Origin of the sequence: Streptomyces sp. NPDC102283 (assembly GCF_044766265.1) — a bacterium.
GTDB lineage: Bacteria > Actinomycetota > Actinomycetes > Streptomycetales > Streptomycetaceae > Streptomyces.
Window position 1 is genome coordinate 105,616 of the sequence record NZ_JBIWLQ010000013.1, and the last position, 20,171, is coordinate 125,786.

A 20,171-nucleotide genomic window follows, 5' to 3' on the forward strand; every position below is an offset into this window, starting at 1 on the left:
ATGGACGGGGGCACGCTCGTCGCGACGGTGAGCGGCGTTTTCATCGCCGTATCGGGAACCGTGCTGGCCGATCGTCTGCGGCAACGGCATGAGAAGGACCGCGGGGCGCAGGAGCGACGACGCGCGGTGTACATCGAGTTCATCGCCGCCGCAGGGAGATGCCACACCCGGCTGCGCGGCATAGCCCAGGCGCAGGGCCCGGCCGTCGACCCGGACCTGCCCGCCCGTGCGGCATTCGACGAAGCGGCCGTCCACGAGGTGCGCGAGCGGTTCTTCATCGACGCCTCCGCCGACGTGGCCGGCGCCGGACAGGCGATGTTCCAGCAGTTGCGCCCCGTCCAGCGCGTCGTGGGCACGGGCGCCACGCACCACCTCACCGGCCTTCCACGACGCCTACCACCCCTATTTCGACATGGTGTGGGCTTACCGGGTGGCGGTGCGCGGCGAACTGAAGGACCGGACCTTCTCGCCCGCGTCCTTCGGGTGGGGCGCCTGGGACGGCAAGGAACGGTGCCCGGTGTGCCGGGGAAGCTCACTACGGGAGCGTGAGGCGGCGTGCGCGCCTCACGTCCCCGTCGGTGCCGGTGCCGGTGCCGGACGGTGACGTCCCGGGCTCCGTCGCCGGAACCCGGGTCTGCCCCAGCTACGACGCCCGGCGCTCCGGCGCCTCGGGCCCGGCCGGCAGTCCGGCCACCAGTACCGCTCCCACGATGACGTGCATCAGCGCCAGGACCGCCCGCGTTCCCCCGGCCATTTCGGATCCGGTCAACGGCAGGAACGACAGCAGGAGCACCGCGGCGGCGACCACGGTCCACAGGAGGCGCGGTCGGCGCGTGAAGCGTTCGAGAACGGCCAGCAGTCCCCAGCCCGCGAGGGACACCAGCAGCGCGAGGAGGACGACCGGGAACAGGCCGATGTCCAGCGTCTCCTGCGCCGCCGGGTCGGTGATGCGCAGCCGGTGCCCGAGGACCGGGTCGGTGACGAGCCAGACGAGAACGGGCACGAGCACGGCGACGAGGACCGTGGCCGCCCGGCGGCGTCGGTTCGAAGGTGCGGTCATCGGTCCGCTCCCCGGGTCGCGGCGAGTGCGCCGTGGAGGAAGACATCCGCCAACTGGCCCCCGGTGAGGCGTGACGGGTCGTCGGGGTGTGGGCGGGTGAACAGCAGGCCCAGGAAGAGTGCGGCGGCCTGTTCGACCGGCAGGCGAAGGGATGCGCTGTCGGGTGCCAGGAGTTCGGCGACGGCGCTCCGGATCGCACTCATCGACTCCTCGCGGCCCATGCCGCGGGCCTGTTCGCCGGCCGGGGTGTCACGGCGGCGGTGGCCCGAGGCGTGCAGGGATCCCGCGATGGCGCCCATCCGGTCCAGGTGCGCCTCCAGGGCGTCGGCCGCCTCGGCCAGGCGGTCGACCGTCGGGAGGTCGGCCGGAATGGACATCAGCTCGCGTACGGCGTGGTCGTGGCGCATCGCCTCGGCCATACAGGCGTCCAGAAGCTCCTCCTTGTCGGCGAAGACGCGGAAGATCGTCGCCTCGCCGATGCCGGCCGCGCGCGCGACCTTGGCGGTGGTGACACCGGCGCCGTACTCGGCGATCAGCGGAATGGCCGACCTGACGATCATTTCGCGGCGCTGTTCGGGGCTCATGCCCGCCGCACGCCGACGGGTCGCTGGCTTCTCGGTCATGGGCAGTACGGTACGGAGTGAGCACTCACTCCGTCAAGGTCCGGCGCTCTTCCCGCCCGAGGCCTCCTTCCGGCGCAACCACCGGAGCGCGGGACGCGTGATGATGGATGAGGGGCCGCGACACGACGGCGCTCCGCCGACACCGCCGGCCGGCGTTCCCGGAAGGGCGTTCACCATGTCCGCAGCCGGAGTGAAGACATCGATCGCAGCGCTGTTCACCGCGCTCGTACTGGCCGTGACCGCGGGATGCGCCGACGGCGACGGTTCGCCCCCCTCGCCCAGCAGCTCTCCCTCCGGTACGGGCGGGGCCTCCGGCGTACTCGCCGTGAAGATCGACAACGTGGCGCCCGCCCGCCCCCACACCGGTCTCGAACAGGCCGACATCGTCTACGTGGAGCAGGTGGAGGCCGGGCTGAGCCGGATCCTCGCCGTCTACTCCTCCGATCTGCCGCCGATCATCGGCCCGGTGCGCAGCGCTCGGGAGACCGACCTGGAGCTGCTGCGGCAGTTCGACCGGCCGACGCTGGCCTTCTCGGGGGCCCAGAGCAGGCTGCTGCCGGTCATCGACCGCGCGCCACTGGAGCCCGTGCCGCCCTCGAAGGCGCCGGGGGCGTACTTCCGGGGTCCGGACCGGGCCGCGCCGCACAATCTCTATCTGCGGCCGGAGCAAATCCCGTTCGAGGCCTCCGGTGTGAACGCCGTCGGGGAGCTGGGACTCGAAGTCGGCGCGCCGCCGCCCGGAGGCGATCGGGAGAACAGCCGTACGGTTCGCTATCCGTCCGCTTCCGTGACGTTCACGTGGTCCGCCGAACGCGAGCGCTGGCTCGTCTCCCTGGACGGCTCCCCCGCCCGCACCTCCGAGGGCGGGCGGCTCGGGGCCGGTACGGTCGTCGTCCAGGACGTGACCGTACGACCGTCGGACTTCAGCGACCGGTCCGGAAACGTCACTCCGTTCACCGAGACCGTGGGAGCGGGGAGCGCGGTCGTTCTCCGCGACGGCAGGGCGTACGAGGCCCGGTGGGCACGGGCCTCGGCCGACGCCGACACCGTGTTCAGCACCCCCGACGGACAGCGCGTCGATCTCGCCGAAGGGCCGCTCTGGATCCTGTACGCGCCGCGCGGGGGCACCGGGTCCGCGACGGCTCGCTGAAACACGGGAAGGGGCGTCCGGGCGCAGGAGGGGTCGCGCCGGGAGCCGCCCCCCGTTCGGTCAGCGGGAGCGGGACAGCAGCGCCCCGCCCGCGTACTGTGCCGAAGCTCCCAGCTCCTCTTCGATCCGGATGAGTTGGTTGTACTTGGCCGTGCGGTCGGAGCGGGACAGCGAGCCGGTCTTGATCTGGCCGCAGCCCGTCGCGACCGCCAGGTCCGCGATCGTGGTGTCCTCCGTCTCGCCGGAGCGGTGGGACATCACGGCGCTCCAGCCCGCACGACGCGCGGTGGCGACCGTGGCGAGGGCTTCGGTCAGAGTGCCGATCTGGTTGACCTTCACCAGGACCGAGTTGCCGACGCCCAAACGGATCCCCTCGCGCACCTGCGCCTCGTCGGTGCAGAACACGTCGTCGCCGGTGAGCTGGCAGCGGTGGCCGACGCGGGTGGTCAACTCACGCCAGCCGTCCATGTCGTCCTCGGCCATCGGGTCCTCGATGGAGACGATCGGGTACGCGTCGATCAGTTCGACCAGGTAGTCGACCTGTTCGGAGGGGGCGCGGCGCACGCCCTCGCCCGTGTACACGTACGCGCCGTCGCGGAAGAACTCCGACGAGGCCGGGTCCATGATCAGGCCGATGTCCGCGCCGGGACGGTAACCGGTGCGCTCCACAGCGCTCATGACGAAGTCGAGCGCCTCCTCCGCCGTACGCAGCGCGGGCGCGAAACCGCCCTCGTCGCCGACGCCGGTGGCGTGTCCGGCGGCGAGCAGGTCGCGTCGCAGGGTGTGGAAGATCTCGGAGCCCATGCGGACGGCTTCCGCGAAGGACCGCGCGCCCACCGGCGCGATCATGAACTCCTGGAAGTCCAGCGGATTGTCGGCGTGCGCGCCGCCGTTGATGATGTTCATCATCGGCAGCGGGAGAAGGCGGGCGTCGGCGCCGCCGAGATAGCGGTAGAGCGGCTGGCGGTGGGCCGCCGCGGCGGCCTTCGCGGCGGCGAGGGAGACCCCGAGGATCGCGTTCGCGCCGAGGCGCGACTTACCGGGCGTGCCGTCGAGCGCGACGAGCGCGGCGTCCAGGCCCGCCTGGTCGTCCGCGTCGCGGCCCACGACCGCGGCGGCGATCTCCTCGTTGACGTGGGCGACCGCACGGTCGACGCCCTTGCCGTGCCACTGCCCGGCGTCCCCGTCGCGCAGTTCCACGGCCTCCCGGGCGCCGGTGGACGCGCCGGAGGGCACCGCCGCACGGCCGAGGGAGCCGTCGACGAGGCGGACGTCGGCCTCGACGGTGGGGTTTCCCCGGCTGTCGATGATCCGGCGGGCGGTGACGGACTGGATGACGGTGGGCTCAACTGCCATGGGGGCCATGCGAGGTCCTTCCGAAGTCACACGCCGCGGCGATCTTGCGACAACGCCGGCGCGAGCCGCGACGGACGCAACTCTACAGCAATGCTGTTCAGCTGCACTGTTCAGATTGACTGTTCAGCCTCGCTGTTCAGCTGTGCTGCCCATTTCCGCTCCTCAGCCACCTGCGGGAACCCGCTGACGATCACGGGTTAAAGTGCCCTATGCCCACCCCGGATCCCGCCACCGCCGCCGCCGATCTGCGTATCGCCATGGGCAAACTCGCGCGGCGCGTGAAGCAGGAGGACCGGATCCCGCACGGCCAGGTCGCCGTTCTGGGCGTCCTCGACCGGGACGGCGCCATGACCACCAGCGATCTCGCGGTGGACCAGCGCGTGCGCCCCCAGTCGATGGCCCGCGCGGTGGGACTCCTCATGGACCAGGGCCTCGTCGTCCGCCGGGCGCACCCGACGGACGGCCGCAAGTCTCTCGTCGACCTCTCCGAGGTGGGACGGGCGGCGCTGGAGGCGGAGCGCGACCGCCGCGCCGACTGGCTCGCCCGGGCCATCGACCTCGAACTCGACGAGGACGAACAGGAGACACTCGCACGGAGCGCCGCCCTGATGGAACGGCTCGCCGCGTACTGAAAGTTGTTGCGGGAGGGTGGGCGCGGGCTGTCGGCCCGCAACACCCCACCCCGTCAGCCGGGCGGGACGAGCGAGTGAGCACGATGTGGCGCTCGATCCGAGTAGTCCACCTCATGCTCGGGCGGCATGGAACTGGCGAGGATCCTGGCCTGCCCGATCCCACTGGGCCTGGCGATTGCCGTGTGGTTCTCCATCATGTGACCTCTTCCGCTCGCGGCCGGGCGGGCGCGGTTACCGCGAGGATCTGCCGGTCCACGCCCGGCGGTGAGGACGATTTCCGCAGATCGATCACGACGCGATGCGTGCCCTGGTCCCACCGCTCGGCCGCGGTGGGACCGGACCGCGGGAAAGTGCGTTGTCGGGGGCGTTCGGGTGTGCCAGGGTCGCCCGGTGAAAGCTTCGCGATGTGACCTTCTGCGCCGCCAGTTCGACCTGACCTGGTCGCTGTTCGAGTACCACCTGGAGCGGCTCGACACCGAGGACTTCCTCTGGCAGCCGACGCCGTTGTGCTGGACGGTGCACCTGAGGGCCGACGGGCGGTGGACGCCGGACTGGGCGGAGACGGAGCCCGACCCCGTTCCGGTGCCGACGATCGGCTGGCTCAGCTGGCACATCGGCTGGTGGTGGAGCACGACGGTCGAGCACTCCCTGGGGCGCACCCCCCGGGACCGGGAGGACGTCACGTGGCCGGGCGACGCCGAGAGGGCCATCGGCCGGCTGCGTGAGCTCCGGGAGCAGTGGCTGGGGGTGCTGGACGGCCTTGACGACGCGGCTCTCGACGCCGCCGCTCCGTCTCCCTGGGGGCAGGGGCCGGACCACACCGTCGCGGACATGGCCGCCTGGGTGAACGCCGAGCTGATGAAGAACGTCGCGGAGATCGGACAGCTCCGGATGTTGCGCGCGGCGTCCTCGGGCTGACCGGGCAGCCGCGGCGCCGGCCGCCGTCCGGGTTCACCTGGCCACGGCCCGGCAGTAGGCCTCGTCGCCGGCGAGGAGGTTGCGGTGGGTGTCCTCGGCCGTGACGACACCGCCGTCCAGGACGAGCACCCGGTCCGCGGCGTCCAGGAGCGCCGGACTGCTGGTCATCACCAGAGTGGTGCGGCCTCTGCGCAACTTCGCGACGTTGCGCGCGATGAGCTGCTCGGTGACCGCGTCGACGGCCGTCGTGGGGTCGTGCAGGACCAGCATCTCGCTGTCGGCGGCCAGCGCACGGGCCAGGGAGAGCCGTTGGCGCTGACCGCCCGAGAGGTTCGCGCCCCGGTCGCGTACCACGTGGTCGAGCCCCTCGCGGTGCAGGGCGACCACATCGGTGAGCATGGACGCCTCGACGGCCTCCGTGATCGTCCGGCCGGTGCCCGCCGGGTCGATGTTCGTGCGGAGCGTGCCGGCGAAGATCTCCCCGTCGTACGGGTTCACCAGCAGGTGTTCGCGGACGGCCTCGATCGACAGTTCGGCGATCTCCCGGCCGCCGACCCGCACCACTCCCCCGTACGTGTGGGGAGCGGCGTTCACCGCGAGGACGGAGGCGAGGTCGGCCGCCGCGCGCGGCTGATAGGCGGCGATCGCCACGAACTCACCGGCCGCCACCGAGAACGTGACCCCCTGGAGCGTCCCGTGGCGTACGCCTTCGACCTCCAGGCTCCCGCCGGGCTCCGGGCGCCCGGTCCCCGCTGTCGTCACCGGCCGCGCGGAGAGGACCAGAGCCATGCGCTCGGCCGAAGCACGGGCCGTCATCACGTACTTGGGCATCTCGGCGAACAGTCTGAGCGGTTCCATGATGAACTGCGCGAGGCCCACGGCCATGACGAGTTCGCCGATGGTGATCCGGCCCTCGAACGCCAGCAGGCCGGCCGTCAGGGAGACGGCCGCGGCGAGGACCGCGTTGAGGGCCAGCGCGGTGCCCGCGTAGGCGCCGTTCACTCGGGCGACGGTGATCGCCTGGTGCTTGGCGTCCGTGCTGACCTCGCGGTAGGCCCCGAAGGCGGCGTGGTTGCCGCCGAACCCGTGCAGCGGGCGCAGCCCGTTGATCAGGTCGGCGACCTTGGCGCCCGCCCGGGCCACCTTGGCCTGCTGTTCCCGCGTACTGGCCCCGATCCGCTTGGACATCACGGCGAGTACCGACAGGATCGCGACGGTCCCCACGATCACCAGCAGACCGAGCCGGAGGTCGGCGAGGCCCAGGGCGATCGAGGCGACGACCACCGCGACCAGCGAGCTGATCAGCAGCGGCACCACCTCGATGATGTCGGCGGTCTGGTCGGCGTCCTCGGTGGCGATGGTCAGGATCTCGCCGGACTTGAGGTCCACGTCCCTGGCCACCGGCTGGAGCCCGCAGGCGGCCACCCGCACCCGCCAGTGGTGCGCTTCGGTGGTGTTGGCCTTCTGCAGCACGCGCATGCCGAACCGCCATGACAGGGACACCGTGGTGATGATCACGGCGAGCGATCCGATCGAGACGCCGAGCGAGCCGAGGCCGCGGTCCCGCATCGTGTGCTCGACGATGAGTCCGAGCGCGATGGGGAACGCGGTCTCCGCCGCCTGGTACAGGCTCATGAGCACGGTGCCCGCGATCATGGCGCCCTTGTTGCGGCGCAGGGCCGTCAGCAGGATGGCGGCCCCCGGGCGGGGCCGGGTGGTGTCGGAGGTCTTCATCAAGGTGGCGGGCGTTCGCTTCCGGGGTTCGCGGGGTGAACGGACAGATCGGGGATGGTGCTGACAGGACCGTACCCGCGGACCCGGCCCCGGTGTCCGGGCGGTGCCGGCCCACCGCGGCCGACGCACCGGCCGGTCCGGATGGTCCGGATGGTCCGGATGGTCCGGATGGTCTGGATGGTCCGGCCTGTGTCGACAACCCTGCGAGGCACTACACCTGACTGCCTTCTCGCCACGCGCGCCACAGTCGGGCGTACTGGCCGCCCAGCTCGACCAGTTCGCCGTGCGTTCCCTCCTCCACCACGCGTCCCGCCGACAGCACGGCGATCCGGTCCGCGGTCATCGCCTGGGTCAGCCGGTGGGCGACGAACAGCGTGGTCCGGCCGGAGCAGGCGGCCAGCACGGCGCGTTCCAGCTCGGCGGCGCCCTCGCTGCCCGCCTCCGCGGTCGACTCGTCGAGCACGACCACCGGTGAGCGGCTGAGCACCAGCCGGGCCAGGGCGATCTGGGCGACCTTGGTGACGTCCAGGCGCTCGCCGCCCTCGCCGACCACGGCGTCCAGACCACCGGGCAGAGATGCGGCCCACCCTCCGGCGCCGACCGTGCGCAGTGCGGCCCTGAGCTCGTCGTCGCTCGCGTCCGGCGCGGCGAGCCGCAGGTCGTCGACGAGCGGACCGGAGAACACGTGGGTCTCCTGGGTCAGGATGGTCACCAGGGCGCGTGCCCCCGCCTCGTCCGTGTCCGCGAGGTCGTGCGTCCCGATGCGCACGGACCCGGCCCGCGGTCTCCCGATGCCGGCGATGAGCGCGGCCAGGGTCGACTTGCCGGCGCCCGTCGCCCCGACCAGGGCGAGCGAACCGCCGGCGGGGATGGACAGGGACACCTCCCGCAGCACCGGTTCCTCCGCCCCGGGATAGCTGAAGGTCAGCCCCTCCACCGTGACCGGGTAGGGCGCGACGTCGGCGGGCGGTACGGATCCGTCGCCCACCAGCCGCTCCTCGGACGGCTCCTGGAACACGCCGACGAGGCGGGCGAGGCTCGCTCCGGACTTCTGCGCCTCGTCGAAGGTGAACATGATGGCGCCCAGCGGGGTGAACAGGCGGTGGAACATCAGCGGGGCGGCCGACACCTCACCCAGGGTGGCCGCGTCCGCCTCCAGGAGGGCGTATCCGACGAGCAGGATGAGGACGAGTCCGATGAACTCGGCCCGGTTCTCCCGGCCGACGAACCGCCCGAAGAAGCGGAAGACCTCCACGCCGAGATCGCGCACCCGCCACGACTCGCCGGTGACCCTGTCGCGTACGGCGTCCTCCAGGCGGTACGCCCGGACCGTGTCGATGCCGTTCAGCCCGCTGATCAGCGCCTGGGCACGGTCGGCCTGGGCCACCCGCTGCCTCCGGTAGAGGGGCGCCGAGCGGGGCAGGTACCAGCGCAGCGCGAGCGCGTACGCGGGCAGGGCGCAGGCCCCGGCCAGGCCGAGCCGCCAGTCGAGACCGAACATGCCGATCGTCGCGATGCCGACCAGGACGCCCGCCGAGAACACGGTGGGGACGGCGGTCCTGATTCCCTTGGAGATCACGGCCACGTCGTCGCCGACGCGGGACAGCACATCCCCCCGGCCGACCTCTTCGACGCGGGCGCTGGGCATCCCGAGCACGGCGCGGACGGCTTCCTCGCGGAGGCGCGCGAGCAGTTCGGCCCCGAGCTTCCCGGTCAGGAACGTGGAGGCCGCGGTGGCCGCCGCGCCGAACAGCGCGGCGGCCACCATCAGGACTCCGACGGTGAGGAGTATCGAGCGCGATCCGCCGCCGACCACCCCGTCGACGACCCGGCCGAGCAGCAGCACCGGGAGTACCTGGAGCGCGGCCCCGACCACCGTGGTGAGGACGGTGGAGGCCGTCAGCCACGGGGCCCGCCGGCAGTGCCCGGACACCCAGCGGGCGGCCTCACCCCCGCTCGCCGTGTGCAGGGTCACCGGGGCGGCGGGAGCGTCGGTGGCCGTCACCCGGAGACCGGATCTCGTCGGGGCACGGGGTGGTGGGTCGTCATCTCTGCCTGGTCTTCATCTCTGCCTGGTCTTCATCTCTGCTTGGTCTTCGTCTCTACTCGACCGAGGCGACGAGCTCGTCGATCGCGTACGGCAGGGAGAGCAGGGTGCCCTGGGACATCGCCGCCCCGACCGCCGGGCCCTCGCTGTCCAGCAGGTAGGAGACGTTGCCGTTCTTGACGGCCGGCAGGTTGGTGAACAGCTCGAACCTCTTGAGCGCGTCCGTGTCCGCCTTGTCGTTGATGACGAAGATGTGGTCGACGTCCACCAGATCGACGCGCTCGGGGGAGAGTTCGGTGGAGAAGCCGCCGTCGGCGATCTTGTCGATCTCGGTCTGGTAGGTGAATCCGGTGCCGGTGACGAGCCGTCCGCGTACGTCGGTGGAGGTGAAGGCCGAGATCGAGTCCTTGTACCAGGACAGCGCGACGGCCTTCTGCCCGCCGAACTCGGGGTGGGCCTTCTTCGCGGCGTCCAGCTTGCCCTGAATGCCCTTCACCAGTGCGGCGCCCTCCTTCTCCTTGCCGAGCGCCTTGGCGATGTGCACCGCGTTGTCCTGCCACGGGGCGCTGAAGAGTTCCTTCTCGGCCTTGGTGCGGCCCACGGTCGGCGCGATCCTGGAGAGCTTCTCGTAGGCCGCCTCGTCGACCTCGGAGTAGACCGCGATGATCAGGTCGGGGCGCAGGGAGGCGATCTTCTCGAAGTTGGGACCCGCGTCGCCGTTCTTCATGACGACCTCGGGACGTGTGTCGCCCCACTGGTCCTTCACCCAGGGCCACTGCGTGTTGATGTCGGGCGTCCGGCCCGCCGGGTTCGGGTACTGGTCGACCATGCCGACCGGCTTGACGCCGAACGCCAGGACGGCCTGGTCGTCGGTGTAGCCGACGGTGACCACCCGCTTGGGGGCCTCGGCGACCTCGGTGGATCCGAACGCGTGCTCCACGGTGACCGGGAACGCGCCGCCGGCCGCGGCCGGGGCGCCGTCGCTCTTCTCGTCCGCCGCGTCGTTGCCGCATCCCGCGAGGAGACCGATGCCGAGGGCGGCCGCGGACACCGCGGCGGCCAGCCGTCGCCACGGCTTCACATGCGTCGTTCGATGGAGAGGCATCCAAGATCCCTTGCTTTCGCGCTGTTCACTGCGCCCCGGTACGAGGGCAGCCAGACTGTACCGTGGCACGTGAGGCCAGCCTAGCCTTACCCGGTAACCTTCCACTGGTCAGGACGAGTTGAGCCGCCCCTCGGAGGTCGGCGGTCGGCCGGACGCCCCCTGGGACCCGGGCCGGACGTGCGCCCGGCCGATCGGCACGATGAGCGGCCGGTCGCCCACCGGGTCGTCGATCACCATGGCCCGCAGCCCGAACGCCTCGTGCAGCAGCTCGGCGGTGATCACGTCCCGCGGGTGCCCCTGCGCCAGGACGGCTCCCTCCCGCATGACGACGAGGTTGTCGCTGTAGCGCGTGGCCAGATTGAGGTCGTGCAGCACCATGACCACGGTGCGGCCCGACTCGTGCAGATCGTCGACCAGGTCGAGTACGTCGATCGCGTGGGCCAGGTCCAGATAGGTGGTCGGCTCGTCCAGCAGCAGCAGATCGGTGCCCTGGGCCAGGGTCATCGATATCCATACGCGCTGGCGTTGTCCGCCGGACAGCGAGTCGACGGACCGGTCGGCCAGGTCCGCCACCCCGGTCATGGCCAGCGCGCGCCGCACCACGTCGGCGTCGTCCGACGACCACTGCCGCAGCCAGCTCTGGTGCGGATGGCGTCCGCGGGCGACCAGGTCGGCGACGGTCAGCCCGTCCGGGGCGACCGGCGCCTGCGGCAGCAGACCGAGCTTCTTCGCCACGTCCCTGGTCCGGAGCCTGCCGATGTCCTCTCCGTCCAGCACGACGGTGCCGCCGGCCGGCTTGAGCAGCCGGGTCAGGGTCCGCAGCAGGGTGGACTTCCCGCAGCCGTTGGGGCCGATGATCGTCGTGATGACCCCGGGCGGAATGGCGACGTCGAGCTGGTCGATGACCGGCCGGTCGCCGTAGCCGACGGTGATGCCCCTGGCGGCCAGCCGTGGGACGTCCCCGACGTCGGCATCGGTCCGGGCGGTGAACTGAGCGGCCACAGGCCCCCCTTGTCGAGGTTCGCTTACTTCTACCATCTAGCGGAGGTTCGCCCGTACCAGCAGATACACCAGGAAGGGGCCGCCGATCAGGGCGGTGACCACGCCGACCGGCAGGCCGACCGGCAGGGCCGCACGGGCCACCAGGTCCGAGCCGATCAGCAGCAGCGCGCCCACCAGACCGGAGGCGATGACCGGCGGCGTCGGCCACCTGGCCAGGCGCATCGCCACCTGGGGCGCCACCAGCGCGACGAACGGGACCGGCCCCGCCGCGCTCACCCCCACGGCGGCCAGCAGGACCGCGCAGAGCAGCAGGACGGCCCGCACCCGGCCGAACCGTACGCCGAGCCCGGCGGCGACGTCGTCGCCGAGGTGCATCGGCTTGAACGGGAAGGCGACGACGGCCACGACGGCCAGCAGGACGAGCGTGCACCAGAACGCCACCCGCACCTCGTCCCAGGACCGGTTGTCCAGCGAGCCGACCAGCCACACCTGGGCGCGCGCCACGTCCCGTATGTCGGCCGAGGCCAGCAGCCAGGTCGTGACCGCCTGCATCATCGCGGTCACCGAGATGCCGATGAGGATCAGCCGGAAGCCGTCGACCCCGCGCCGCCAGGCGAGGAAGTACACCAGCAGCCCCGTGCCGAGACCGCCCAGGAGGGCCGCCGCGGGCAGTCCGACGGAGCCGGCCGCCGCGGCGGCGGTCCCGCCCGTCGCCGTCACCAGGAACACCGCGACGGCGCCCGCCCCGGCGGTGATCCCGAGGATGTCCGGGCTGGCGAGCGGGTTGCGTGCCACGGACTGGGTGATCGCCCCGGACACGCCCAGGGCGATCCCCACCACGAGGCCGGCCAGCGCCCGGGGCATCCGGAGGTCCATGACCACGAAGACGTCGACCTGCTCGCCCCGGCCGAAGATGGTGGCGATCACCCGGGAGAGGCCGATCGGGAAGTCGCCGATGCTGATGGAGAGGCAGAAGACCAGGAAGACCGCCGCCGCGAGCACCAGCGTGACCAGGACGAGCCAGGGCCGCCAGACGAACGACACCCGGCCGAGCCGCACACCCGGCGGCATCGACGCGTTCACTTCGGTCCCGTTCATGCGCTCCTGAACTTCCCTCGCCACACCAGGGCCGCGAAGAAGGGCGCCCCGAGGAGGGCGACCACGATGCCCGATTCCAGCTCACCCGGCCGCACGACCAGGCGGCCCACGATGTCGCAGACCAGCAGGACACCTGACCCGAGCAGACCCGCGTACGGCACCAGCCAGCGGTAGTCGGGGCCGGTCAGATACCGGGCCACGTGGGCCACCATCAGTCCGAGGAAGGCGATGGGGCCGCAGGCCGCCGTGGCGGCCCCCGCCAGCAGGGTGACGGCGACGATGCCGATCGTGCGGCTCACCGCGAGGTTCACCCCCAGCGCCCGCGCCACGTCGTCGCCCAGGTTGAGCAGGTTGAGGGCGGGCAGCGTGATCAGCGCCAGGATCAGGCCGACGGCCATGAATCCCGTCACCGGCCAGATGACGTCGAATCCGACGCCGGCCACGGAGCCGGCGTTCCAGAACCGCAGCGCGTTCAGGGACTTCTGGTCGGACAGCGCCACCGCCGCGGTCATCGCGGCGAGGAACACGGTGACGCCCTGCCCGGCCAGGGCGAGGGTCAGCGGGTTGCCCGCGCCCCTGCCGAGGCTCGCCAGGCCGAAGACGACGACGCCGGCGGCACCCGCGCCCAGGAAGGCGAACCAGACGTACTGGAACGGGTCGGTGAACCCGAACAGGGCGATGACCGACACCACCGCGAAGGAGGCCCCGGCGTTCACCCCCAGCAGTCCGGTGTCGGCGACGGGGTTGCGCGTGTACCCCTGGATCAGCGCCCCGCCGACCCCCAGGGCCAGGCCCGCCACGATCGCGAGGACCGTCCGGGGCAGGCGCACGGTCTGCACGATGAGCCGGATCTCGGTGAGCTTCTGGTCGGGGTCGGGATCCGCGAACAACCCGTGCCAGACCTCGCCGGGGCTCAACGCGCGCGCCCCGACGGCCAACGAGACCGTCGCCGCGATCACCAGCGTCACCGTGAGGAGGCCCAGCCCCACGACCCGCCGTCGCCGGGTGTCCGTCGTCCCCCCCGGCGCGGGGCGCTCCACTGCGGTGGTGAACATGTCGAGGAACGATATCCCTACGATCGGATCACTTGCGCTCGGCCCGTCCCGCGGGCCGAGCGCCGAACCCGCCGCGGGTCAGCGGTCGCCCGTCGCTCCGGGCGTCGCCCCGGCGACCGGCCGGGACTCGTCGGAGGTGGATTTGACCCGGCGGTCGAGCAGCGAGTCCAGGATCTCGCCGACCCGTATCGCGGTGTTGGAGAGCAGCGACGTGGTGATGCCGTGGGTGTGCTCCGTACCGCCCTGGAGGTAGATGCCGCACCGCAGGCCGGGCTCGGTCGCGATCCGGTAGTCACGCTCCACGCGGACGCGGCCCGCGTCGTCGCGCAGACAGTGCTCGCCGACCTCGCCGAGGATGCCGATCGGATCGGCGGGGCTGTAGCCGGTGGCGAACACCACGACGTCGGCGTCCAGTTCCGACTCCTCGTCGGTCACCAGGGATCTCACGGTGGCACGGACGCCGTCGGGCTTCTCCTCCACTCCGGTGACCCGGGACACGTTGAGGAAGCGCAGCCGTTCGGTGCCCAGCACCTTCTCCCGGTACATCTGGCGGTAGAGGTCGTCGATCAGGTCGATGTCCACGACGGAGTAGTTGGTGTTGCCGTGGTAGGCCATCAGCTGGTTCTTGACCTCCTCGGGGGCGGCGAAGTAGTCGTCGACCGCGTCGGGGTCGAAGATCCGGTTGGCGAAGCTGCTGTCGTCGGCGGGGCTGTAGCCGTATCGCGAGAAGACCGCGCAGACCTCGGCTTCGGGGAACCGTCGGTGCAGGTAGGCGACGTTCTCGGCGGCGCTCTGGCCGGCGCCGACGACGACGAACCGGGAGGGCGGGGGCGAGGCGCTCTCCAGTCCGTCGACCTTGCGCAACAGGTCGCAGTTGTGCCAGACGCGGTCGCCGCGCCGCACGCCGTCCGGCATGAGGGGGCGCAGGCCGGTTCCGACGACGAGGTTGCGGGCCCGGTGGACCGTGAGCACCCCGCCGGAGCGGACGGTCACGTCCAGGTGTTCCACGGTGCCGTCGTGGACGTACGGCGTGACGGCGACGACCTCGTGGCCGTAGGAGACCAGGTCGTCGACCTTGGCCGCGGCCCACTCGAAGTAGTCGTGGAACTCCACGCGCAACGGGAAGAGGTTCTTGTGGTTGATGAAGTCGACCAGGCGGCCCTTGCTCTGCAGGTAGCACAGGAAGCTGAACTCGCTGGCCGGGTTCCGGAGCGTCACCAGGTCCTTGAGGAAGGACACCTGCATGGTGGCGTCGTCGATGAGCATGCCGCGGTGCCAGCCGAAGCTCGACTGCTGCTCGAAGAAGTGGGCGGTGACCGAATCCTGCCTGCCGACTTTGCTGTTGTGCTCGCTCAACGCGATCGCCATGGCCACGTTGGACGGGCCGAAGCCGATGCCGATGAGGTCGTGGACCAGTGGTGTGTCGCCAGGAAGAACCTGTGACATGTCACTCCCATCGTCTGGGAAAGCCGCCTGTCAGGCGTGAGGGGAAGGGCTCGAAAGGCGGGCACGCCGACGGGCCGCCCACCAGAACTTAGGTGAGCCTAAGCTCACTAACTCGCCTTGTCGATAGTGCACATGAGGCGACACATCGCTGGTGGACCGTCACTTCTGGCTCAAAATAGGCGATGCTCGCGCCTCGCGAACGGCGCACCCCGGCCACGCCACCGCGGCCATCACATGTCCACGACCGGCCGGGGTGGGAGTGCGACCGAATGTGCGCCACCGGTCCGCGGCGAAGGACGGCGGTCTCGGCGGTCGCCCGCCGCCGGGGCGAACGGCCCGTCCAGAGCTATGCATTGCAGCAGCAAAAAGGGCTTGCCGTCGGCGATGCGCCCGTCGCGGGTCATGGCGAGGGCCTCGTCGAAGGGCAACTCCAGGACTCCGATGCCCACCGACACCGACACCCACGCCCACGCCCACGCCCACGCCCACAACACAATCCTCGAACAGCTCAGGGCCCTCGGTGGGGAGATCCCGCCGGCCCGTGACCGGTGACCGGTGACCGCGCCGCGCCTTCCCGACCGCTGTGCGGCGGCGGAGCGTCCCGGCCACCGCGGTCAGGCCGTCGCGTCGCCCCAGCCGAGGGGGTGCGGTCCGGCGCCTTCGTCCGGCTGCGGGGCCGACGGCTCGCCACCCGCCCGGTTGAAGTCGGTGAGCGCTTCGATGAGCGCCGTCCGCTGGTGCGGAGTCAGGCGCTCGACGATCGACGCGATCTCCTGACGCCGGCGGGCGGTGACGTTCCCGACCGCGCGACGCCCCTCCTCCGTGAGCCGGAGCAGCGTCTCCCGGCGGTTGTCCGGGTTGGTCTGCCGGTCCGCCAGCCCCGCCGCGATCAGCCGGTCGACCATGCGCATCGCCGTCGAGGGCGCCACCCCCAGCAGCTCCGCCAGCGTCACGAGCTTGGTGGCCCCACGCGAGGAGAGCACCACCAGCATCCGGAACTGCGGCAGCGTCACCCGGTCCTCGACCTCCGCCAGCGAGCGCGCCGACACCGCGACCAGCAACCGCGAGGCCGTCAGCACCGCCCCGGTCACCGCGTCCACATCGTCCATGCGCTCCGCAGGAGTCGCCTTCCTGGCCATGGCACCTTTCTACCCTGCTCCCGGCGCGGCGCGCCCCGCCCCCCGGTCTTCCGGGTTCCGAGCCGAGGAAGGGGATTTAGACTGTGCAAAGATTGCACAGACTAAGCTTCGAGTCGGCACCCGCTGTGCCGTCGGCCCCCGTTCGCGTCCAGAGGAGGCGTTGTGATGGCGTCACGACAACACGCCGGGCGCAGCCGCCCGCCCCTGCCGCGCGGCTGGCGTCGCCGCCTCGCCCGCCTGCCCATAGCCCTCTACCGCGTGGGCCTCGGCCCGGTCTTCGGCCGACGCCTGCTGCTCCTGCACCACACCGGCCGGAACAGCGGCCTGGACCGGCGGGTGGCCCTGGAGGTCGTCGCGCACGACCGCGAGGAGGGGGCCTGGTTCCTGGCCTCCGGTTTCGGCCCCGAGGCCGACTGGTACCGCAACCTGCGCGCCTCGCCGAAGACCACGATCCAGGTCGGCAACCGCCACTACGCCGTCACCGCCCTCTTCCCGAGCGCCGACGAGGGCGGCGAGATCATGGCCCGCTACGCACCCGCACACCCCCGCACCGCGCGTCGGCTGTGCGCCTTCATGGGCTTCGATGTCGCCGACGGCAGCACGGACGCCTATCGGCGGGCCGGCCGCCGCATCCCCTTCGTACGTCTCGAAGCCGCCCCCGGACAGCGCGTTCGGTGACCGGCCGCCCCCCGGACACGTCCTTACGGACCCGTGACGTGTGCGCGCCGTGCCCGGCACCGCGCGGCGCCGGGCCCTAGCGTTACGGTCATGCGCGTACTGGTCACCGGCGGAGCCGGGTTCATCGGGTCACATGTCGTCGCCGCACTCACCGCGGCCGGGCACGAGAGCGTGGTACTGGACGCCCTGCTGCCCTCGGCCCATCCCGGCGGCACGCCTCCGGAGCTGCCGGGCGACCGGGTCGTCGTCGGGGACGTCCGGGACCGGGAGGCGGTGGCGGACGCGCTGGCCGGGGTGGACGCCGTGTGCCACCAGGCGGCCATGGTCGGCCTCGGCAAGGACTTCGCGGACGCGCCGCTGTACGTGGGGTGCAACGACCTCGGTACGGCGGTGCTGCTGGCGGAGATGGAAGCGGCCGGGGTCCGGGACCTGGTGCTGGCCGGGTCGATGGTGGTCTACGGAGAGGGTCGCTACGCCTGCCCCCGGCACGGCACGGTCCGCCCCGGGCCGCGCGCGGAGGCCGATCTGCGGGCGGGGGACTTCGAGCCGCGCTGCCCGGACTGCGGAGCGGAACTGACGCCCGGCCTGGTCGCCGAGGACGCCCCCGTGGACCCGCGGAACGTGTACGCCTCGACCAAGCTGGCCCAGGAGCACCTGGCCGCCGCGTGGGCACGGGCGACGGGCGGCCGGGCGATGTCGCTGCGCTACCACAACGTGTACGGGCCGGGGATGCCGCGCGACACCCCGTACGCCGGTGTCGCCTCGTTCTTCCGCTCGGCCCTGGCGCGCGGCGAGGCGCCCCGGGTCTACGAGGACGGGGGCCAGCGGCGCGACTTCGTCCACGTCCACGATGTGGCGGCGGCCAACGCCGCGGCCCTGGAGGCGGTACGGGAGCGGGGAGACGCGTCCTTCGCGGCGTACAACACGGGCAGCGGCGAGCCGCACACCATCGGGGAGATGGCCGCCGCCCTGGCCGGCCCGTACGGCGGGCCGGACCCGGTGGTGACCGGGGAGTACCGCCTCGGGGACGTCCGCCATGTCACGGCGGACTCGCGGGCGCTGCGCGAGGAGCTGGGCTGGCGGCCCCGGGTCCCGTTCGCCGAGGGGATGCGCGACTTCGCGGCGGCCCCGCTGCGCGGTTCACATGACCGCCGGGAGGAGAACGCCGTCACACTGTCGGGAGCGTGACCGGGACGACGTCACACTGTCGGGAGCGTGACCGAGAAGCAACAGCCGCCCCGTACGTTGCGGACCTCGGCGCGCCCGGCGTGCGCCTCGACGATGCCGCGCACGATGGCGAGCCCGAGGCCCGCCCCGGCCGGCGGGGTGCGGGCGTGGCTGCCGCGCCAGCCGGTGTCGAAGACCCGGGGCAGGTCGTCCTCCGGGATACCGCCGCAGCTGTCGGTCACCGACAGCACGACGCCGCCGTCGGAGCGGTGCGCGGCGACGGCCACGGTGCCGTCCGGCGGGGTGCGGCGGATGGCGTTGATCAGGAGATTGCCCAGGACCCGGCTCATCTCCTTGCCGTCGACCTCCACCGGCACCTCGTCGATCCGGTCGCCGATCAGCCGCACCCCGTGCTCCCGGGCCAGCGGATCGACCCCGGCCAGCGCGTCGCCGACCAGGTCGTAGAGGGAGATCCGGGCCGTCGTCAGGGTGAGCGAACCGGCCTGGATCCGGGAGAGTTCGAAGAGGTCGCCGACCATGCCGTTCATCCGCTCGACCTCGGTCCTTATCTGCCGCAGATAGCGCCCGGAGTCGGCGGCCATGCCGTCCTCCAGCGCCTCGGCCATCGCCCGCAGCCCGGCGAGCGGGGTGCGCAGATCGTGCGAGATCCACGCGACGAGTTCGCGCCGCGAGGCTTCCAATGCGCGTTCCCGCTCCCGCGAGCTGTCCAGTTTGGCGCTGGTGGCGGCCAGTTCGCGGGCGAGTGCCGCCAGCTCGGCGGTGGACTGCCCGGCGGGCGCGGCGAAGGTGCCGCCGTCGCCGAACGACCGCGTGGCCAGGGTCAGTTCACGGCTGTGGGCAGCCACCCAGCGGCCCAGCAGGATGGCGGTGGCCAAGGAGACCAGGGCGGCCATGGCGACGACGGTCGTGACGACGTAGAGGTCGTGGGACGAGAGGAACATCGCCCAGGCGACCGTCAGCGTCCCGGCGAGCATCGCCGTGACGGCGACCCCGGCGACGACGCTCAGCGAGACCACCAGCGAACGGTGCCGCAGGAGGCGCAGGACGCCCGCGCCGAGAAGCCCGGCGGCCGCCGCTCCCAGAAAGGCGAAGAGCGCCATGAGCAGGACGTCGTTCACCGCGAACGGCCCCCGGCCGACGGCACGGGGGCGGTCGTCACGTCCGCCTCCGTACGGTGCGCTTCGGCGTCCAGGCGGTACCCCACGCCCCACACGGTGCGGATCAGCCGGGGGCGGGCCGGATCCGTCTCGACCTTGCCGCGCAGTCTGCGGATGTGGACGGTGACCGTCGAGAGGTCGCCGAAGTCCCACCCCCACACCTCCCGCATCAACTCCTCCCGCCCGAACGCCTTCCCCGGGTGCCGGAGGAGGAAGGCGAGCAGGTCGAACTCCCGCAGTGTCAGGGCCAGTCCACGCCCGTCGCGGTAGGCCTGCCGGGCCACCGGGTCGAGGCTCAGCCCGCCCCCGGAGAGCGGGGCGGCCCCGTCCGGCGGTACGACGGCCCGGGCGCGGCGCAGCACGGAGTCGACCCGCAGGACCAGTTCGCGCGGGCTGAACGGCTTGGTGACGTAGTCGTCGGCTCCGGTCTCCAGGCCGAGGACGCGGTCCTCCTCGTCACCGCGGGCGGTGAGCATGATGACGGGGACCGGCGCGTGCTCACGCATCCGGCGGCAGACCTCGAACCCGTCCATGGCGGGGAGCATCAGGTCCAGGACGACGAGGTCGGGGCGGTGTGCCGCGAACCGTGCCAGTGCGGCGGGCCCGTCGCCGGCCTGCTCGACGGTGTAGCCGGCGCGGTGCAGATAGCCCACGACGACCTCGGCGACGGTCGGGTCGTCGTCCACGACGAGGACCCGACCGCGCGCCCCCCGCGGAACGGGCGCCGGATGCCGGGCTGGCGAGGTGTTCTCCATGGCCTCCACTGTGGCACTTCCGTCCCGG

Annotated in this window: 19 protein-coding genes and 1 pseudogene; 6 read left to right on the forward strand and 14 right to left on the reverse strand. The window is 72.1% G+C overall.

Annotation, left to right across the window (positions count from 1 at the left end; genetic code table 11):
* A complete protein-coding gene (locus tag ACIRJT_RS25055; RefSeq protein WP_403912878.1) occupies positions 1-549 on the forward strand; it encodes a hypothetical protein in 549 nt (182 codons plus the stop codon).
* A gap of 94 nt (positions 550-643) precedes the next feature.
* On the opposite strand, the gene ACIRJT_RS25060 is transcribed toward ACIRJT_RS25055, so the two are convergent.
* Both ACIRJT_RS25060 and ACIRJT_RS25065 read right to left on the reverse strand, forming a co-directional pair.
* Positions 644-1,060 (reverse strand): DUF6069 family protein, encoded by a 417-nt coding sequence (locus tag ACIRJT_RS25060; protein WP_403912881.1) that lies wholly within the window; start codon positions 1,058-1,060, stop codon positions 644-646.
* Complete coding sequence (locus tag ACIRJT_RS25065) at positions 1,057-1,683, reverse strand: TetR/AcrR family transcriptional regulator (RefSeq protein WP_403912884.1); 627 nt, start codon at positions 1,681-1,683, stop codon at positions 1,057-1,059. The genes ACIRJT_RS25060 and ACIRJT_RS25065 overlap by 4 nt, the downstream gene beginning before the upstream one ends.
* Positions 1,684-1,858: 175 nt before the next feature.
* On the opposite strand from ACIRJT_RS25065, the gene ACIRJT_RS25070 reads away from it, so the two are divergent.
* Entirely contained in the window at positions 1,859-2,833 is a 975-nt protein-coding gene (locus ACIRJT_RS25070; RefSeq protein WP_403912886.1) for a DUF3048 domain-containing protein, read from the forward strand.
* A 60-nt stretch (positions 2,834-2,893) separates the two neighbouring features.
* On the opposite strand, the gene eno is transcribed toward ACIRJT_RS25070, so the two are convergent.
* The gene (eno, locus tag ACIRJT_RS25075) at positions 2,894-4,198 is read right to left on the reverse strand and encodes a phosphopyruvate hydratase (RefSeq protein ID WP_403912889.1); all 1,305 of its coding nucleotides are present in this window, start codon (positions 4,196-4,198) and stop codon (positions 2,894-2,896) included.
* Between the two features lie 200 nt (positions 4,199-4,398).
* Here eno and ACIRJT_RS25080 point away from each other — a divergent pair, with 200 nt between their 5' ends.
* Positions 4,399-4,821, forward strand: a complete 423-nt coding sequence (locus ACIRJT_RS25080) for a MarR family winged helix-turn-helix transcriptional regulator (RefSeq protein WP_403912891.1) — start codon at positions 4,399-4,401, stop codon at positions 4,819-4,821.
* Between the two features lie 390 nt (positions 4,822-5,211).
* Entirely contained in the window at positions 5,212-5,739 is a 528-nt protein-coding gene (locus ACIRJT_RS25085) for a DinB family protein (RefSeq protein ID WP_403912893.1), read from the forward strand.
* 33 nt (positions 5,740-5,772) lie between these two features.
* On the opposite strand, the gene ACIRJT_RS25090 is transcribed toward ACIRJT_RS25085, so the two are convergent.
* The 9 genes and pseudogenes from ACIRJT_RS25090 to ACIRJT_RS25130 all read right to left on the reverse strand — a co-directional run bounded on the left by ACIRJT_RS25090 (position 5,773) and on the right by ACIRJT_RS25130 (position 16,365).
* Positions 5,773-7,473, reverse strand: coding sequence for an ABC transporter ATP-binding protein (locus ACIRJT_RS25090; protein ID WP_403913174.1), 1,701 nt, complete (start codon positions 7,471-7,473; stop codon positions 5,773-5,775).
* Between the two features lie 211 nt (positions 7,474-7,684).
* Entirely contained in the window at positions 7,685-9,478 is a 1,794-nt protein-coding gene (locus tag ACIRJT_RS25095) for an ABC transporter ATP-binding protein (protein WP_403912894.1), read from the reverse strand.
* Positions 9,479-9,575: 97 nt separating this feature from the next.
* Positions 9,576-10,625 carry an iron-siderophore ABC transporter substrate-binding protein gene (locus ACIRJT_RS25100; protein ID WP_403912896.1) on the reverse strand — a complete coding sequence of 350 codons (1,050 nt, stop codon included), beginning with the start codon at positions 10,623-10,625 and terminating at the stop codon, positions 9,576-9,578.
* A 108-nt stretch (positions 10,626-10,733) separates the two neighbouring features.
* Complete coding sequence (locus tag ACIRJT_RS25105) at positions 10,734-11,627, reverse strand: ABC transporter ATP-binding protein (RefSeq protein ID WP_403912899.1); 894 nt, start codon at positions 11,625-11,627, stop codon at positions 10,734-10,736.
* Positions 11,628-11,663: 36 nt separating this feature from the next.
* Positions 11,664-12,725 (reverse strand): FecCD family ABC transporter permease, encoded by a 1,062-nt coding sequence (locus ACIRJT_RS25110; RefSeq protein WP_403912902.1) that lies wholly within the window; start codon positions 12,723-12,725, stop codon positions 11,664-11,666.
* On the reverse strand, positions 12,722-13,780 hold the full coding sequence (locus ACIRJT_RS25115) for a FecCD family ABC transporter permease (protein ID WP_403912905.1): 1,059 nt from the start codon (positions 13,778-13,780) through the stop codon (positions 12,722-12,724). The genes ACIRJT_RS25110 and ACIRJT_RS25115 overlap by 4 nt, the downstream gene beginning before the upstream one ends.
* Before the next feature lie 78 nt (positions 13,781-13,858).
* Positions 13,859-15,226 (reverse strand): lysine N(6)-hydroxylase/L-ornithine N(5)-oxygenase family protein, encoded by a 1,368-nt coding sequence (locus ACIRJT_RS25120; RefSeq protein WP_403912908.1) that lies wholly within the window; start codon positions 15,224-15,226, stop codon positions 13,859-13,861.
* Positions 15,227-15,456: 230 nt separating this feature from the next.
* A pseudogene (locus tag ACIRJT_RS25125) lies at positions 15,457-15,669 on the reverse strand (hypothetical protein); the annotation flags it as partial.
* 171 nt (positions 15,670-15,840) lie between these two features.
* Positions 15,841-16,365 carry a MarR family winged helix-turn-helix transcriptional regulator gene (locus ACIRJT_RS25130; protein ID WP_403912911.1) on the reverse strand — a complete coding sequence of 175 codons (525 nt, stop codon included), beginning with the start codon at positions 16,363-16,365 and terminating at the stop codon, positions 15,841-15,843.
* 165 nt (positions 16,366-16,530) lie between these two features.
* On the opposite strand from ACIRJT_RS25130, the gene ACIRJT_RS25135 reads away from it, so the two are divergent.
* Both ACIRJT_RS25135 and ACIRJT_RS25140 read left to right on the forward strand, forming a co-directional pair.
* Complete coding sequence (locus ACIRJT_RS25135; RefSeq protein WP_403912914.1) at positions 16,531-17,043, forward strand: nitroreductase family deazaflavin-dependent oxidoreductase; 513 nt, start codon at positions 16,531-16,533, stop codon at positions 17,041-17,043.
* A gap of 90 nt (positions 17,044-17,133) precedes the next feature.
* Positions 17,134-18,231, forward strand: coding sequence for an NAD-dependent epimerase/dehydratase family protein (locus ACIRJT_RS25140; RefSeq protein WP_403912917.1), 1,098 nt, complete (start codon positions 17,134-17,136; stop codon positions 18,229-18,231).
* 11 nt (positions 18,232-18,242) lie between these two features.
* Here the strand turns inward: ACIRJT_RS25140 and ACIRJT_RS25145 are convergent, their stop codons facing one another.
* Positions 18,243-19,349, reverse strand: a complete 1,107-nt coding sequence (locus ACIRJT_RS25145) for a sensor histidine kinase (RefSeq protein ID WP_403912920.1) — start codon at positions 19,347-19,349, stop codon at positions 18,243-18,245.
* Positions 19,346-20,143, reverse strand: coding sequence for a response regulator transcription factor (locus tag ACIRJT_RS25150; RefSeq protein WP_403912923.1), 798 nt, complete (start codon positions 20,141-20,143; stop codon positions 19,346-19,348). The genes ACIRJT_RS25145 and ACIRJT_RS25150 overlap by 4 nt, the downstream gene beginning before the upstream one ends.
* Between the last annotated feature and the right edge of the window lie 28 nt (positions 20,144-20,171).

Coding starts and splice junctions, on each gene's coding strand:
- ACIRJT_RS25055 (WP_403912878.1), top strand. CDS start 1: ATGGACGGGGGCACGCTCGTCGCGACGGTGAGCGGCGTTTTCATCGCC.
- ACIRJT_RS25060 (WP_403912881.1), bottom strand. CDS start 1,060: ATGACCGCACCTTCGAACCGACGCCGCCGGGCGGCCACGGTCCTCGTC.
- ACIRJT_RS25065 (WP_403912884.1), bottom strand. CDS start 1,683: ATGACCGAGAAGCCAGCGACCCGTCGGCGTGCGGCGGGCATGAGCCCC.
- ACIRJT_RS25070 (WP_403912886.1), top strand. CDS start 1,859: ATGTCCGCAGCCGGAGTGAAGACATCGATCGCAGCGCTGTTCACCGCG.
- eno (WP_403912889.1), bottom strand. CDS start 4,198: ATGGCCCCCATGGCAGTTGAGCCCACCGTCATCCAGTCCGTCACCGCC.
- ACIRJT_RS25080 (WP_403912891.1), top strand. CDS start 4,399: ATGCCCACCCCGGATCCCGCCACCGCCGCCGCCGATCTGCGTATCGCC.
- ACIRJT_RS25090 (WP_403913174.1), bottom strand. CDS start 7,473: ATGAAGACCTCCGACACCACCCGGCCCCGCCCGGGGGCCGCCATCCTG.
- ACIRJT_RS25100 (WP_403912896.1), bottom strand. CDS start 10,625: ATGCCTCTCCATCGAACGACGCATGTGAAGCCGTGGCGACGGCTGGCC.
- ACIRJT_RS25110 (WP_403912902.1), bottom strand. CDS start 12,725: ATGAACGGGACCGAAGTGAACGCGTCGATGCCGCCGGGTGTGCGGCTC.
- ACIRJT_RS25115 (WP_403912905.1), bottom strand. CDS start 13,780: ATGTTCACCACCGCAGTGGAGCGCCCCGCGCCGGGGGGGACGACGGAC.
- ACIRJT_RS25120 (WP_403912908.1), bottom strand. CDS start 15,226: ATGTCACAGGTTCTTCCTGGCGACACACCACTGGTCCACGACCTCATC.
- ACIRJT_RS25130 (WP_403912911.1), bottom strand. CDS start 16,365: ATGGCCAGGAAGGCGACTCCTGCGGAGCGCATGGACGATGTGGACGCG.
- ACIRJT_RS25135 (WP_403912914.1), top strand. CDS start 16,531: ATGGCGTCACGACAACACGCCGGGCGCAGCCGCCCGCCCCTGCCGCGC.
- ACIRJT_RS25140 (WP_403912917.1), top strand. CDS start 17,134: ATGCGCGTACTGGTCACCGGCGGAGCCGGGTTCATCGGGTCACATGTC.
- ACIRJT_RS25150 (WP_403912923.1), bottom strand. CDS start 20,143: ATGGAGAACACCTCGCCAGCCCGGCATCCGGCGCCCGTTCCGCGGGGG.